The sequence below is a fragment of the Lentilitoribacter sp. EG35 genome, from assembly GCF_040784015.1.
GTDB lineage: Bacteria > Pseudomonadota > Alphaproteobacteria > Rhizobiales > Rhizobiaceae > Lentilitoribacter.
The window spans coordinates 95,214-109,196 of sequence record NZ_JBFNGQ010000005.1 but is presented as its reverse complement, the minus strand read 5'-3'; the positions used below and the strand labels follow the sequence as shown (position 1 = coordinate 109,196).

At 43.5% G+C, this 13,983-nt stretch carries 12 protein-coding genes; 2 read left to right on the top strand and 10 right to left on the bottom strand.

Annotation, left to right across the window (positions count from 1 at the left end):
• Positions 1-73: 73 nt before the first annotated feature.
• From AB2J24_RS10625 to dusB, 5 genes are all read right to left on the bottom strand, one after another.
• Positions 74-1,450 carry a sigma-54-dependent transcriptional regulator gene (locus AB2J24_RS10625; RefSeq protein ID WP_367385461.1) on the bottom strand — a complete coding sequence of 459 codons (1,377 nt, stop codon included), beginning with the start codon at positions 1,448-1,450 and terminating at the stop codon, positions 74-76.
• Between the two features lie 11 nt (positions 1,451-1,461).
• On the bottom strand, positions 1,462-3,720 hold the full coding sequence (locus AB2J24_RS10620) for a sensor histidine kinase NtrY-like (RefSeq protein ID WP_367385460.1): 2,259 nt from the start codon (positions 3,718-3,720) through the stop codon (positions 1,462-1,464).
• Positions 3,721-3,805: 85 nt separating this feature from the next.
• Complete coding sequence (gene ntrC / locus AB2J24_RS10615) at positions 3,806-5,257, bottom strand: nitrogen regulation protein NR(I) (RefSeq protein ID WP_367385459.1); 1,452 nt, start codon at positions 5,255-5,257, stop codon at positions 3,806-3,808.
• A 1-nt stretch (position 5,258) separates the two neighbouring features.
• Positions 5,259-6,407, bottom strand: a complete 1,149-nt coding sequence (locus tag AB2J24_RS10610) for a two-component system sensor histidine kinase NtrB (RefSeq protein WP_367385458.1) — start codon at positions 6,405-6,407, stop codon at positions 5,259-5,261.
• Positions 6,404-7,402, bottom strand: coding sequence for a tRNA dihydrouridine synthase DusB (gene dusB / locus AB2J24_RS10605; protein ID WP_367385457.1), 999 nt, complete (start codon positions 7,400-7,402; stop codon positions 6,404-6,406). The genes AB2J24_RS10610 and dusB overlap by 4 nt, the downstream gene beginning before the upstream one ends.
• A 172-nt stretch (positions 7,403-7,574) precedes the next feature.
• On the opposite strand from dusB, the gene AB2J24_RS10600 reads away from it, so the two are divergent.
• Positions 7,575-8,783: a bifunctional 2-C-methyl-D-erythritol 4-phosphate cytidylyltransferase/2-C-methyl-D-erythritol 2,4-cyclodiphosphate synthase gene (locus AB2J24_RS10600; protein WP_367385456.1), complete on the top strand. Its 1,209-nt coding sequence runs from the start codon at positions 7,575-7,577 to the stop codon at positions 8,781-8,783.
• Positions 8,780-9,268, top strand: coding sequence for a CinA family protein (locus AB2J24_RS10595; protein WP_367385455.1), 489 nt, complete (start codon positions 8,780-8,782; stop codon positions 9,266-9,268). The genes AB2J24_RS10600 and AB2J24_RS10595 overlap by 4 nt, the downstream gene beginning before the upstream one ends.
• 27 nt (positions 9,269-9,295) lie before the next feature.
• Here AB2J24_RS10595 and AB2J24_RS10590 read toward each other — a convergent pair whose 3' ends face one another.
• The 5 genes from AB2J24_RS10590 to AB2J24_RS10570 form a co-directional block, all read right to left on the bottom strand.
• Complete coding sequence (locus tag AB2J24_RS10590; protein WP_197742871.1) at positions 9,296-9,706, bottom strand: response regulator; 411 nt, start codon at positions 9,704-9,706, stop codon at positions 9,296-9,298.
• Between the two features lie 8 nt (positions 9,707-9,714).
• Positions 9,715-12,063 carry a CHASE domain-containing protein gene (locus tag AB2J24_RS10585; protein ID WP_367385454.1) on the bottom strand — a complete coding sequence of 783 codons (2,349 nt, stop codon included), beginning with the start codon at positions 12,061-12,063 and terminating at the stop codon, positions 9,715-9,717.
• 183 nt (positions 12,064-12,246) lie between these two features.
• Positions 12,247-12,690, bottom strand: coding sequence for a type II toxin-antitoxin system RatA family toxin (locus tag AB2J24_RS10580; RefSeq protein ID WP_367385453.1), 444 nt, complete (start codon positions 12,688-12,690; stop codon positions 12,247-12,249).
• A gap of 12 nt (positions 12,691-12,702) precedes the next feature.
• Positions 12,703-13,671, bottom strand: a complete 969-nt coding sequence (gene lipA, locus AB2J24_RS10575; RefSeq protein WP_162653874.1) for a lipoyl synthase — start codon at positions 13,669-13,671, stop codon at positions 12,703-12,705.
• A 20-nt stretch (positions 13,672-13,691) separates the two neighbouring features.
• Positions 13,692-13,946, bottom strand: a complete 255-nt coding sequence (locus AB2J24_RS10570) for a GlsB/YeaQ/YmgE family stress response membrane protein (RefSeq protein ID WP_367385452.1) — start codon at positions 13,944-13,946, stop codon at positions 13,692-13,694.
• Positions 13,947-13,983 lie beyond the last annotated feature (37 nt).

The window sequence follows — 13,983 nt, the reverse complement described above, 5'->3', positions numbered from 1 at the left end:
GCAATTGACGTTCAATTTATACTCACACAATTCAAACTAGCGTGGCTGGTTTACCCCAATTTGAATATGATTGCTATGTGTTTCCAACACCAAGAGATTTTAATTTTCGGTGCAATGCCGATCGTTCCATTCCAACAAAGGATGCTGTTTTAGAAATATTACCACCAAATCTGCTAATTTGCGCCAGAAGATATTCCCGCTCAAAGGCTTCCCGCGCTTCTCGAATCGGCAGTGTCATAATATGTTGCTGACCACCATCACGTTTCGCCGGACCTAGTTCAGTCACTTCGTCAGGCAACATGTCCACATTGATGACACCATCTGAACTTTGGTCATGTCCTAAGATCATAACTCGTTCGATTATATTTTTTAACTGGCGTATATTTCCGGGCCAAGAATAGGCTTGTAAGACGGCAAGCGCATCATCAGAAATTTTGCATTTTTTTACACCCATTTGTTCAGATACTTGCCTAAGTAACTGATCAACGAGGAAAGGAATATCTTCTCCTCTATCCCTCAACGCAGGCACTTTAACGGGCACGACATTTAATCGATGAAATAAATCTTCGCGAAACTTCTTTGCTACAATCAGCTCTTCAAGGTTCTGTGCGGTGGACGACAAGACCCTGACGTCAACTTTCACACGCTTTGTACCACCTACCCGTTCAAATTGCTGATCTACGAGTACACGAACAATTTTATTTTGAGTTTCAAGCGGCATATCTGCCACTTCATCCAAATATAAAATTCCACCGTGAGCTTCTTCCAACGCACCAATTTTTCGCTCTGTTCCGCTAGAATTTTCCGTGCCGAAAAGCTCCACTTCCATCCGTTCAGGTGTAATTGTTGCTGAGTTTAAGACAACAAAAGGCCCGCTTTCCCGACTAGAATTTTTATGAATGAGGCGAGCAACGAGTTCCTTACCTGCACCCGAAGGCCCCTTGATCATTATTCGTGAATTCGTTTGTGCAATCTTTTCAACGGCTTGGCGCAATTGTGTGACAGCAAATGATGCACCCACCAGATCTATATTCTCACCACCCGTTCGCCGCTTAAGGTCTTTTACCTCCTTCTTTAGTTGGGAGGTTTCAATAGCCCGTTCGCTAACCATAATAAGCTGGTCTACTTTAAATGGTTTTTCAATAAAATCATATGCGCCGCGACGGATCGCAGATACCGCTGTTTCAATATTACCGTGTCCGGATATCATAACAATCGGCAAGTCAGGGTATCTCGATTTGATGTCATCAAGCAATGCAAGCCCGTCCAGACGACTTCCCTGTAGCCAAATATCAAGGAAGATAAGGCGCGGAACACGCTCTGCAATGGCAGCAAGCGCGCTATCGCTATCAAAAGCCGTACGCGTCTCATGGCCTTCATCCTCTAAAATTCCCGATACGATCTCGCGAATATCTTCTTCGTCATCCACGATCAAAATGTCAGTTGGCATTCATCAGACCTCTATTTTTCATCTTTGCCTGCATCAGCAGGTTTTACAGAATTCTTGGATAAAATGACACGGAACATCGCGCCAGGATTGTTATCAAAATCAGGTGGGGCATCGTGGAGTTCCAATGAACCGTCATGATCTTCAGCAATTTTTTTCACAATTGCCAGCCCCAACCCTGTGCCTTTTTCTCGCATCGTCATATACGGCTCGAGCAATCGATGTCTATTTTCTCTCGGCAAGCCATTCCCATTATCAATTACATCGACAATGTAATCTTTGCCGTTTTGCGAAGGATAAGCATGAACAAAAATACGCTTGCTCTTACGAGCGTTATCGTCAGAGACGGCATCAATTGCCTCAGACGCATTTTTTACCAGATTTCCAAATGCCTGCCCCAGCATACGGGCGTCAAATTCGCCAAGCATCGGTTCTTCAGGCATCTCGCGTTCAAAATGAATATCAGATCGGCTGACTTCAAGTGTAAATATAGCATCTTTGAGGATATCACGAAGGTCATGTTGCGATTTAACTGGTTTTGGCATACGTGCAAAGGATGAAAATTCATTGACCATTCTTCCGATATCGCCAACTTGCCTCACGATAGTTTCGGTACACTGATCAAAGACTTCCTTACCATCTTCAGGAATATACTTCCCAAACCGACGACGAATTCGTTCTGCTGACAATTGGATGGGTGTAAGAGGGTTTTTGATTTCGTGGGCGATGCGTCGTGCAACATCAGCCCAAGCTGTGGAGCGCTGTGCAACCACAAGATCGGTCACGTCGTCAACGGTAACAACATAAGATTGTCGACCATCGGATGATTGTTCACGTGTAATTTTAACATCAAGATTATGTTCTTTCCCGCCCGACGTCGTGGTAACTTGAGATCGAAATTCATCACGCCCTCTCAAGCCTGCTTCAATAAAAATGGTCGTAAAGCCCGGAGCGACATCTTCCAGTTTGTTTCCAACCAAATCATCTTCAGATTTATCCAGAATGACTGATGCTGATCGGTTTGCAATTGTTATAAATCCATCGTGATCAATACCAATTACCCCAGCTGAAACGCCGGTTAGAACTGCTTCAGTAAATCGTCGCCGCTCATCGACCTGATCTTTTGCAACTAAAACTTCATCGCGTTGATTTCTGATCTCCGAAATCATGTTATTAAATGTCATTGTTAGAGAGCCTACATCGCCATCAGACGCATGAACTGGTACATTGATTGTCAAATCACCCGCAGCGACTTCGTCTGCCGCTGTAATCAAGCGTCGAATGGGTCGAACCAAACGATCTGCGACGGCAATCGCCATCCAAATTGCTGATAAAAGCAAAATAAGCGCAAACCCAAGAAACAGCACACCAAATGCGACCTGCAAAGTTGATCGACCTTCTTCAAGAGAATTATATTCAATTGTTGCGGCTTCCATCAGCCCTTTTGCGCGAATAACTTCGTCGTCCAAAGCCCTGACGACATAGAGATAGGAGTTGGAAATATTTCTTAGTTTTAAAACAGCACCAACAAGATTTGTGCGACCTGATCGAATAAGAGCTGGCAATCCATCGGAAGCATCATCAAGAGTTCCCGCCGGCATGTTTGGCATAGTTACACCATCCTCAATATCAGCTTCAAGAATGACTTCACCTTTGTTATCTACCAATTGCGCAGCGATGAGACCGCGCCCGATAGTCTGCCGTTTAAAAAAATCAGCAAACCCGTTTCTATCCAAGGTAAAAAGCGCTCTCGAACTATCAAGATCATTTGCCATTGATAAGACTTGGCCATTTAAGTATCGGGCATTCTCAAGTTCATAGGCTTCGGCCACATCGAGCGATGAATTGACAATGGCCTTCGTGCGAATTGAAAACCAGCGGTCAAGCCCGATATCTAAAGTTATACTTGCAATAACAGCAACGATGATCGCTGGTGTTATAGCTACAACGCTAAATAATCCAACAATTCGAATATGGAGGCGCGCAGCAGCTTTTCCTCGACGGCGTGCCTTAAATAGACGGGTGAACTCGAATATAATTATAAAAAGTAGACACAATACAAATGCCGAATTGACGGCCAATGCACCCAGAACCACGTTTTCCTCAGGTTTGATCGGCGTCAGACCCAGCAGGATCATAAATGAAATACCAGCACTCAAAAGCGCAAGAAAAACGAGTGCCGTGCGATAGTTTAAAAATCTACGATGGTGCTTGTTCGCCCCGACCTGCATATCTACAGCCACAACGTCATTGTTTTTAATATTCAATTGCATGTTTTACAGAATCATTCTCGAACCGACTAGTTGTCGTGGTTTTAGAGCAACAATGTGGCTAAAATGCAACGCTTATTACAGACTGTCAAGCTGGCTTAGCGGACCTGTAAACTGAAATTCCAAGTTCTCTAATCTTCTTACGCAACGTATTACGATTTACACCCAAAAGTTCTGCCGCTCGTATCTGATTACCACGTGTTGCTGTAAGGACAGACAAAATAAGCGGATATTCAACTTCTTCAATTACACGTTGGTATAGGCCTACAGGAGGTAAGTCATCTCCAAAACTTGCGAAATACGTTCGCATGTTTTCCTCAACCGATTGAGAAATACTAACAGGGCCAGTTGGCATTATATGAGTAAGATCTTGTGCCGAAGGTTCATTTTGCTGAAATTCAGATGCTGTAATCTCGCTCGTAATAACATCTTGCGGATACAAAGCCATAACGCGTCTGACAAAGTTTTCCAACTCACGTACATTGCCTGGCCACGGATGTGATTTGAGCATATTCATCGCATCTACATCAAAACGTTTTGCTTCTAGCCCCTCACCTGCATTTTGCTGCGTGAAGTGCCGAATGAGGTCAGGCACATCTTCTGCTCTATCTCTAAGTGGAGGCAATCTAAGCGGAACAACATTTAGCCTGTAAAATAGATCTTCCCTAAATTCGCCTTTATTAATCGAACTTTTTAAATCCTTATTTGTAGCAGCGACAATTCTAACATCAGTTTTAATCGGTGTTCTGCCGCCAACTGTTGTATATTCTCCCTGCTGCAGAACTCGCAAAAGTCGAGTTTGAGCATCCATCGGCATGTCGCCGATTTCATCCAAGAATAGAGTTCCGCCTTCTGCCTGCTCAAATCGCCCTGTAGACCGAGCCTGCGCGCCGGTAAACGCACCTTTCTCATGACCAAACAGTTCCGATTCAATGAGATCTTTCGGAATCGCAGCCATATTAATTGCAACAAATGGGCCATTTCTGCGTTTGCCATAGTCATGAAGTGCTTGCGCTACAAGCTCCTTACCGGTGCCAGATTCTCCTGTGATCATAAGCGTAAGATCTGTCTGCATTAGTCGAGCTAGAACGCGATAAATTTCTTGCATTGCTGCGGAGCGACCCACAAGTGGCATGGTCTCACCCACCTCATCGCTTCCAGTTGGAACTACCTTTTTGGGCTCAGAAAGTGCCCGACCGATGATAGAAACCATCTCTGTTAAATCAAACGGCTTTGGCAAATACTCGTAGGCGCCACCTTCAGATGCTTTGATAGCAGTCATGAAAGTGTTTTGCGCACTCATTACAAGTATAGGGAGGTCTGGGCGTGCTTTCTTGATGCGTGGCAGAAGATCAAATGCATTCTCATCGGGCATCACGACATCTGTTATGACCAAATCACCCTCACCTGCCGCTACCCAACGCCAAAGTGTACCAGCATTTGACGTTACACGAACATCGTATCCAGCTCTTGTAAGAGCCTGATTAAGTACTGTTCTTATAGCAGCATCATCATCCGCGACTAGAATAGTTTCCGTCATATTATGCTCCATCAAGATGAGTATTTGAGAGTTTGAGGGAAGTCTCAACATCTCGATTCTTAGCTATATTTTCTACGCGTGAAATCGGCATGAGCACTTTGAAAGTTGTACGCCCTTTTTGGCTATCGCATTCCACGATACCGCCATGAGCACCAACAATCTTGGCAACAAGCGCCAAACCCAAGCCTGAGCCATTCGTTTTTGTGGTGATAAAGGGGTCAAACAGATGTGGTTGAATGTCGGCAGGAACACCCGGACCATTGTCTTGAATTGAAAATTCAAGCGGTAGTGAAACTCGTTCACGCGTTGAACCAACAGAAATTTTGATACCCGGCCTAAACGCGGTAATCATCGTTATTTTGGGGTTTTCTTGCCCCTTTACCGCCTCTGCAGCGTTTTTGATGAGATTGAGAAAAACCTGTATTAGCTGATCTCGGTTTGCAAAAACTTCTGGCAATGATGGGTCATAGAGTTCTGCAATCTCGATATTGCGAGCGAACCCCGCTTTTGCAATAGCTTTGACGTGATCTAATACAGAGTGAATGTTTGTTGCGACCCGATCGATGGGCCGCTCATCGGAAAACACCTCCATACGATCAACAAGTGAGACGATGCGATCCGTTTCATCTCGAATGAGACGAGCAAGAGACTTATCTTCATCACTTACTGACATTTCCAATAATTGCGCAGCACCGCGAATTCCTGAAAGGGGATTTTTTATCTCGTGAGCAAGCATGGAAGCCAATCCAGAAACAGATCTTGCCGCAGCACGATGGGTCAATTGCCTATCAATTTTGTCCGCGCGTGACCGTTCCTGAAAAACCACAACTACATTGTCTGTATTGCCGACAGGCGAGGCATAAATATCCACAAGCTTCTCATCGCCCAAACGAGGTGAAGACAGGTCAACACGATATTCACTGACCGGTCCACGGCGCTCGCGAACTTGCTCCAAAAGGATCATCAGCGGACTACCAAAAGGTATAAATTCATCAAGTTTCCGGTTCGTCAGATGACTGATACTGGCGCTTAAAAAATTCTCGGCACCCCAGTTGGCTGAGATTATATAACCTTGTGCGTCTACCATAATAACAGCATGGGGAAGTGCATTTAATACAAGGCCTGCTTGGTCGGTTTGGATGTCAATCAAGCGACTTCTCCAATTTTATTTTCATCATTATTATCAATGGCTTTTTCCAGTTTGTTAACAACAAAATTGACATCAAGAGATGAAAGAATTTCCGTTCGCAATTTTGGATCCAGGTTTTGCGCATACCGTTCCAAATACCAATTGAGATGTTTACGCGATTGACGAATACCAATTTTTTCACCGTAATGATCAATCATCATCAAATAGTGTCGCCTAACAAACCGGTAGATATCAGTTGATGTTTTAGGGCTGTTATTATCACCTGCTAAAAATCCACAATGCCATGGTCGCCCCTGGCACTGACGACCAACCATCACAGCATCAGCACCTGTAAGTTTCAAAATCTGGTCAACGTCATCAACCGTTTCAACATCGCCATTGGCTATAAAGGGAATAGTGACAGCAGCACGTACATTCGCAATTGCAGTCCAATCAGCATGTCCGTCATAAAATTGACTACGTGTTCGTCCATGAACTGTTACCATTTGCACGCCCGCTTGCTCTGCCCTGCGCGCGAGTTCTGCGGCATTCATAGAATTTTCATCCCATCCCAAGCGCATCTTGACTGACACAGGAATGTTAACCGCTTCAATTGTAGCCTCAATCAACTCTAGCGCCAGATCAAGGTCACGCATCAATGCTGATCCTGAATATCCACCCGTCACCTTTTTGGCGGGGCAGCCCATATTGATATCAATCATATCAGCACCGCTAGCTTCAGAAATTTTTGCGGCTTCGCTCATCCAACTCGCTTGGCGGCCAGCTAGCTGAACAACGTGTGGGGAGATACCCTCACCCTGCAAACGCACTTGCGATTCGGCGGACCTACCAACAAGCTCCCGGCTTGCGACCATTTCTGTAACGACCATTCCTGCGCCGTATTCATAAGCCAACTGCCTGAACGGAAGGTCGGAAACACCTGACATGGGAGCTAGAATTACTCGATTGCGTGTAGTTAGTGGGCCAACCTTTAGAGAGGATGTCGGATCGATCACATTTTGCCCTTCAAATAAGCAAATTAATAATTGCCCTATTTTTAGTCATTATTTGAAAAATTGCAAAGTTAAAATTTGCATAAATGACAAAAAACCTTTGTGCGAAACGAAAAGCTGGAAAGTAGGTTAAAGGCCGTCTAAAAGAATAAAGATCTCTGTGGAACCTCATCTAATGCCTCAAAATCAAATCGCGAAATCAAAAATTGCAGCAGTAATTGTTGCTGCTGGGCGTGGCGAGCGCGCTGGCGGAATGCAAGACGGTCCAAAACAATATCGAGAAATCGGCACGAAACCTGTCATTACTCATACGTTGGAGGGCTTTCTTAACCACCCGAACATTTCACAAATAATGATTGTAGCACACCCCGATGACGATCAATTAATTCACAAAGCTTTATCTAATTTGGATCAATCCCGCATCTTAACTTGCCATGGTGGCGCAACACGCCAAGCTTCTGTTTACAATGGTCTGCTTGCGCTTGAGAAGATCAAACCAGACTATGTAATGATTCACGACGCAGTCAGGCCGTTTTTAACCACAGAATTGATCACGAGGATTATTGCAGAGTTTGAACATGGAGTTGATGCTGTTTTACCCGCAATTTCAGTCACTGATACGCTAAAAAGAACTAATGATCAGCAAATTATTGAGAATACAGTTTCCCGTGATAATCTTTATGCAGCCCAAACGCCACAAAGTTTTCAATTCATGAAAATTATTGAGGCACACCAGAAGGCAGCGGACGCAGGTTTACAAAATTTTACAGACGATTGCGCAATTGCAGAATGGGCAGGAATTCCGGTCCATATAATCCAAGGCAATGGTATGAACACAAAACTTACGACCAAGGAAGATATCGTAATGGCGAATGCGAAACTATCGACAAACTTACCCGATGTGCGAACCGGTAATGGTTATGATGTACACCAACTCATCGATGGTGATCATGTCACACTTTGTGGCATCGATATTCCGCACAACAAAACCTTATCTGGTCACTCGGATGCTGACGTTGCGCTTCATGCTCTCACTGATGCTTTACTTGCAACATGTGGTGCTGGAGACATTGGCGATCACTTTCCCCCATCCGACCCTCAATGGAAAGGCGCTGCATCCTATATCTTCTTGGAAAAAGCAGTTGAAATCGTACATCGTCATGGTGGCACAATCATGAATGCTGATGTCTCATTAATCGCAGAGCAACCCAAAATTGGACCTCATCGTCAGGTTATGCGTGAAAATCTAGCCAAAATCCTTGATATTGATGTCATCCGTTGCTCTGTAAAGGCAACGACCAATGAGCGAATTGGTTTTATTGGGCGTGAAGAAGGTATTGCCGCGATTGCAACAGCGACTGTTGTTTATGGTGGCACTGCATGACGAATACCCAAGATTTAGCAGAAAAGGTGATAAAATCGTCTGCGGCTAAGGGATTGATGATCGCAACAGCGGAAAGCTGCACGGGTGGTTTGATTGCAGCTTCGCTTACTGGCATTTCCGGTTCATCAGCTGTAGTTGACCGTGGCTTCGTCACCTATTCAAACGACGCCAAGTTGGAGATGCTTGGTGTGCTTGAAGTAACTTTAAAAACGCATGGCGCGGTGAGTGACAAGACAGCTCTTGAAATGGCTCAAGGAGCGCTGGGCAATTCCGATGCTGATATAGCGGTCGCCGTAACAGGAATTGCCGGACCAGGCGGCGGCACGCCAGAAAAGCCAGTTGGCCTTGTTTATCTGGCAATTGCGACAGACAAACATGTGAACGTGCATAAACTTATGTTTGGTGAACTTAAGAACCGCGATGAGATTAGACAGGCGACCGTTGAGCGTGCATTAACTGAACTAGTTTCAATCCTCAACGAATGAACCTCTTCGCGTCACTCAAGGTTCGAATTATTTATTGATCAAAGCTGTATTTTTTTGACAGAAATCGGCTAGGGCATCTATATTCAAAGGTTTTGTGAAGTATTCCACGACTACATCGAATGCCATAGATTTATCAACATCTCGCTTCTGGTTAGAGGATGTCAACATAATGACAACTGGCGCATTACTCAGATCATATTGCTTTGCATAGGCTTCTAAAAATTCATGCCCGTTCATTCTTGGCATGTTAATATCAAGGAAGATAATCTGCGGTAAAGTGTCCAGATCTTTGAGTGTGGCCAATGCTTCTTCACCGTCTAGAGCTGTAAGTATCTGTATATCTGGGTTGTATTTACGCAAAATGTGATCGCAGATAAATTGATCAGCTTCGCTATCATCAACCACAATAACCGACGATAAAATTATATTAGAAGACAATTTTTGACCTACTTTATTGGTATAATTAATCTGAATAAGGAACCTTTTTCGAGGGGATGGTATGAAATCTCCCCACCCAACATATGGGCACTTCTTTTCATGAGGTAAAGCCCCAGACCTGTACCCTCCGCAACTCTTGGATGGAACCGCTTAAACATATCAAAGACTTGGTGTCTATATTCTTCGCGTATGCCCAATCCATTATCAGAGAATTCCAAATGAAGTTCTTCTGCAAGCTGATAACAGGATATTTTTAGCATTGGCTTAACTTCTTCAGGATCATGATATTTTGCGGCATTTGAAATCAAGTTTTCCAAGATGAGTTTCAGCCTCGAAGGTTTCGTCATTATACCCTCCTCAAACCTTATATCTCGCTCTATAGATAATTTTTCAAATCCATTAGCGTGATCCAGTTTGCTGATGGCGTCATCAATAACCTCGGAAATGGTTAAGTAAACATCGCTCTCATTCGCACTTCCAATTCGCGTTAAAGTAAGAATATCCGAGATTAAAACCTCAAGTTTGCTTAAAGATTTTTTTGCATGAGATATGCTGCTGCGTGCTGCTTCTGTATCTCCGTTATTGATTGATTCGTCGGCCAAGCTTAGCAGTGTGACGGACGAAACGATTGGCGAGCGCAGATCATGAGACGTTCTATATGCGAACTCCTCAAGCTCTTCATTTGCATGTTTTAAATCTCGTGTTCGCTGTTCCACCAAATTTTGAACAAAATTATTCTGTGATGCTATCATCATCAGGACAACCAAAAACAAAGTTATAAACACCGCTCCGCCGCCCGCTAACCCCCACAATGACTTAATATAATCTCCAGTCAAAAGTGGGCCATTTTTGATGAACGTAACTTTCCATCTTTTCCCAGCAACTTCAAATTCCTGCTCTGTATGAACAATTCTATCCAAAACATAACTCTCAGCAGCTCCATCTTTATTATCGGAAGTTCTGGAATCAAATAGCACTAGGGGTTCCGCGCCGGCCGAAATTTCAGTGAGAAAAAAATCTGATTCAATTGATGAGGATGCTTCCACAAGACTTTGCACAAGTGTAGGGAAAACAAAAATGCCATTTATGTATCCAATATGCACCCGTTCTTTTTGCCCCAAAAACTTTTTAAAAACGGGAAAATAAATAATGAAACCATATTCATCTTGTTTCTGCACAATAGAAAAACGACTAGTAGCTCGCGCTATGCGTTTATCGCGTGCTTCATCAAGTGTATCCCTACGCAACGCGCCCGAAATTCCATCTACCCCATATACATCAAATCCGTGAGCAAGTTGATTTTGTTCATACGGCTCCGTGAAGGCCAGTGGAAAATAAACCTGCCTGTCTGCCGAAATAGTCAATTTTCCAAATTCATCACGCGATCTAATTTCAAAAGTGGAAAAACCCTGACCTCGGATGTTTGCAACAAACTTCTCCCGATTCTGGTGATCGATTTTTGGCAACCATGATAAACCGTATAAACCCCAAGGCGTATCAAACAAAGGTTTGGTAAATATTTTGAACTCTGAAGCGGTTACATTTTCTGACGCCTCAACAAATGATCCGGTGGCATTTACGGCTGTAATATCAACCGCTAGCATCTCAGTAAATTGATCCACAATAGTATGAACCTCACTGGAGTATTCATCGAATGTATGTTTAAGCCATTGTTTTTTTGAGCTATCAAAAACAAAGATAAACACTGAAATTGAAACTAGCAAAGGCACGATAATTGTAAAAAATGTCGATTTTGCCAATTTATTTCGGCATCGAATATGCGAAAGAATAACTACCGTGAGCGGGGCAAAAACAATTACACCGAAGATATCTCCGACCCACCATATCTTAATGAAATCAACAAAATCACCGCTAGACAGACTCGCAAAATTGGCGAACGCTAATCCGCTAATGGTTGCTGTCATTGCGCAAGTTATCGGGCCACCGATTAAAAGGAAGATAAGAATATCTCGCAAACTACCCATGTATAATTCTGCACTTGTAAAGCGCCTAATTAGATATGTGCCTACTATTGCATGCAAAGCCGCTCCTGTGGCCAGCGATGTCGTGACTAAAATGTCTGAGAAATCAGGGGTTTTATAAACAGCAACTACCATTATAAAGCGCGCTAGAAAAACACAGATGGCTGCCTTATTACCCAAAACATAGACAAAACCAAGCCCAACACCGGCCGCAGGCCATGTTACTGAAACAAATCCAGGTGGAATCACAAAAAAATCACCAAGCTTACTAGCAAGCACATAGACTAAACAAAGGGTGAAAAACGAAACCAAGTTTCGAAACCAAATTGGCGTATTTTGATAATGTCCAGCTACATCCATGCCAGCTACATTCATAAAGGATGCCCCTTTTACAGCACGAGTAGCGCATTCGCCCGAGCAACACATAAATTTCAAACAAAAAAAGAATCGAATTTTATATTTATTTAAAATTCTAACCTATTTTTTGGGAAAAAATCTAGCCGCACTGCAAAATAGCTTAACTTATTGGAATATAATACCATTAGACCAATCTACCAATTAATATATCTCGTCTGCTCTTTGTTCGAAACTTTGCGTAAACTTTGCAAATGCACGTTCAAACATTGCCCCCATCAACAAACCCAAAGCAGGATTTTTAAAGCTATAATCTATATAAAAATCGATAGTGCTTGACTGTTTGTCACCTTCAATAAAAGTCCAGCGATTATCAAGGTGTTTAAATGGCCCGTCAATATACTTGGCCTCGATGATCTTCTCATCAGGCTTTAACAAAACCTGACTGGTGAAGGTTTCTTTTATCGCCTTATAGCCCACGGTCATATCTGCGATCAGAAGCGTTTTACCATCACGATCCCGCGTATCACGTATGGTTAGAGCTTCACACATGGGCAAAAACTCAGGGTAGCTTTCCACATCCGCCACCAGCGCAAACATGTCGTCAGCTTTGTGATTTACCTTATGGTGCTTTTCAAATTCTGGCATTATCGGTCAAAGCTATCTGTCTGCCAGTAACTTGGCTTCCCTATTTGCTCTAAGTTTAGCAAAATCATCGCCCGCGTGGTGTGATGAGCGTGTCAACGGACTTGAAGACACCATCAAGAACCCTTTTGAATAGGCATTCGTCTCATATGCTTTGAATTGCTCAGGCGAAATAAAATCTACAACACGATGGTGTTTGCGCGTTGGCTGCAAATATTGTCCGATCGTAAGAAAATCGACATCTGCAACACGAAAATCATCCATCAGTTGCAAAACTTCGTTCCGCGTTTCGCCCAAACCAACCATAATTCCAGACTTGGTGAACATGGTTGGATCAAGTTCTTTAACCCGCTGTAATAACCGCATAGAGTGAAAATACCGCGCACCGGGGCGCACTGTAAGATAGTTAGAAGCCACCGTTTCCAGATTGTGATTGAAAACATCAGGCTTGGCTTTGACAACGACCTCAAGCGCACCATCCTTGCGTAAGAAATCTGGGGTCAATATCTCTATTGTGGTTTGAGGAGATGCGCTACGAATTGCACCGATAACCTGCGCAAAATGTTCTGCACCTCCATCATCCAAGTCATCACGATCAACAGATGTAATCACAACATGTTTGAGACCCATTTCAACGACAGCTTTTGCTACATTTTCTGGCTCATTCTGATCTAACGCATTTGGTTTGCCAGTCATGACATTGCAAAACGCACATGCACGGGTACAAATTTCGCCCATAATCATAAAGGTTGCGTGTTTCTTATCCCAGCATTCACCAATGTTCGGGCAACCGGCCTCTTCGCACACGGTAACGAGATTATGCTCTTTAACAATGGATTTTGTTTCGCGATAGCCTTTAGAAACAGGTGCTTTCACACGAATCCAGTCAGGCTTTTTCAATACTTCCGTATCGGGTTTGTGAGCCTTTTCGGGATGCCTAAGACGTGGCCTGGGCTCATTGATCGTGTCGAGTATCGTAACCATTCGTGCTTCCTAAGTTTGGTCTAATTTTTGATTTTCTTTGAGATGAAAATCAAGAGGCTAGCGCCGATAAAACCTGAGATAAGATATGCAAGCCAACCACCTGTGATAGCTATACCAAAAATTCCGAGAAGAAAGTTGGCTAGCAAAGAACCAACAACACCCAAAACTACATTAATCAAAACGCCCGTGTTGACCTTCATGAATTGTCCGGCCAACCAGCCTGCAATACCGCCAACAATAATAGCAATTAACCAAGTCATAGTAGCCACCTTCACTATATCAATTCAAATTCGTGCTAAACCTTGCAAAATC

Coding starts and splice junctions, on each gene's coding strand:
- AB2J24_RS10625 (WP_367385461.1), bottom strand. CDS start 1,450: ATGCCAACTGACATTTTGATCGTGGATGACGAAGAAGATATTCGCGAG.
- AB2J24_RS10620 (WP_367385460.1), bottom strand. CDS start 3,720: ATGCAATTGAATATTAAAAACAATGACGTTGTGGCTGTAGATATGCAG.
- ntrC (WP_367385459.1), bottom strand. CDS start 5,257: ATGACGGAAACTATTCTAGTCGCGGATGATGATGCTGCTATAAGAACA.
- AB2J24_RS10600 (WP_367385456.1), top strand. CDS start 7,575: ATGCCTCAAAATCAAATCGCGAAATCAAAAATTGCAGCAGTAATTGTT.
- AB2J24_RS10595 (WP_367385455.1), top strand. CDS start 8,780: ATGACGAATACCCAAGATTTAGCAGAAAAGGTGATAAAATCGTCTGCG.
- AB2J24_RS10585 (WP_367385454.1), bottom strand. CDS start 12,063: ATGAATGTAGCTGGCATGGATGTAGCTGGACATTATCAAAATACGCCA.
- AB2J24_RS10580 (WP_367385453.1), bottom strand. CDS start 12,690: ATGCCAGAATTTGAAAAGCACCATAAGGTAAATCACAAAGCTGACGAC.
- lipA (WP_162653874.1), bottom strand. CDS start 13,671: ATGGTTACGATACTCGACACGATCAATGAGCCCAGGCCACGTCTTAGG.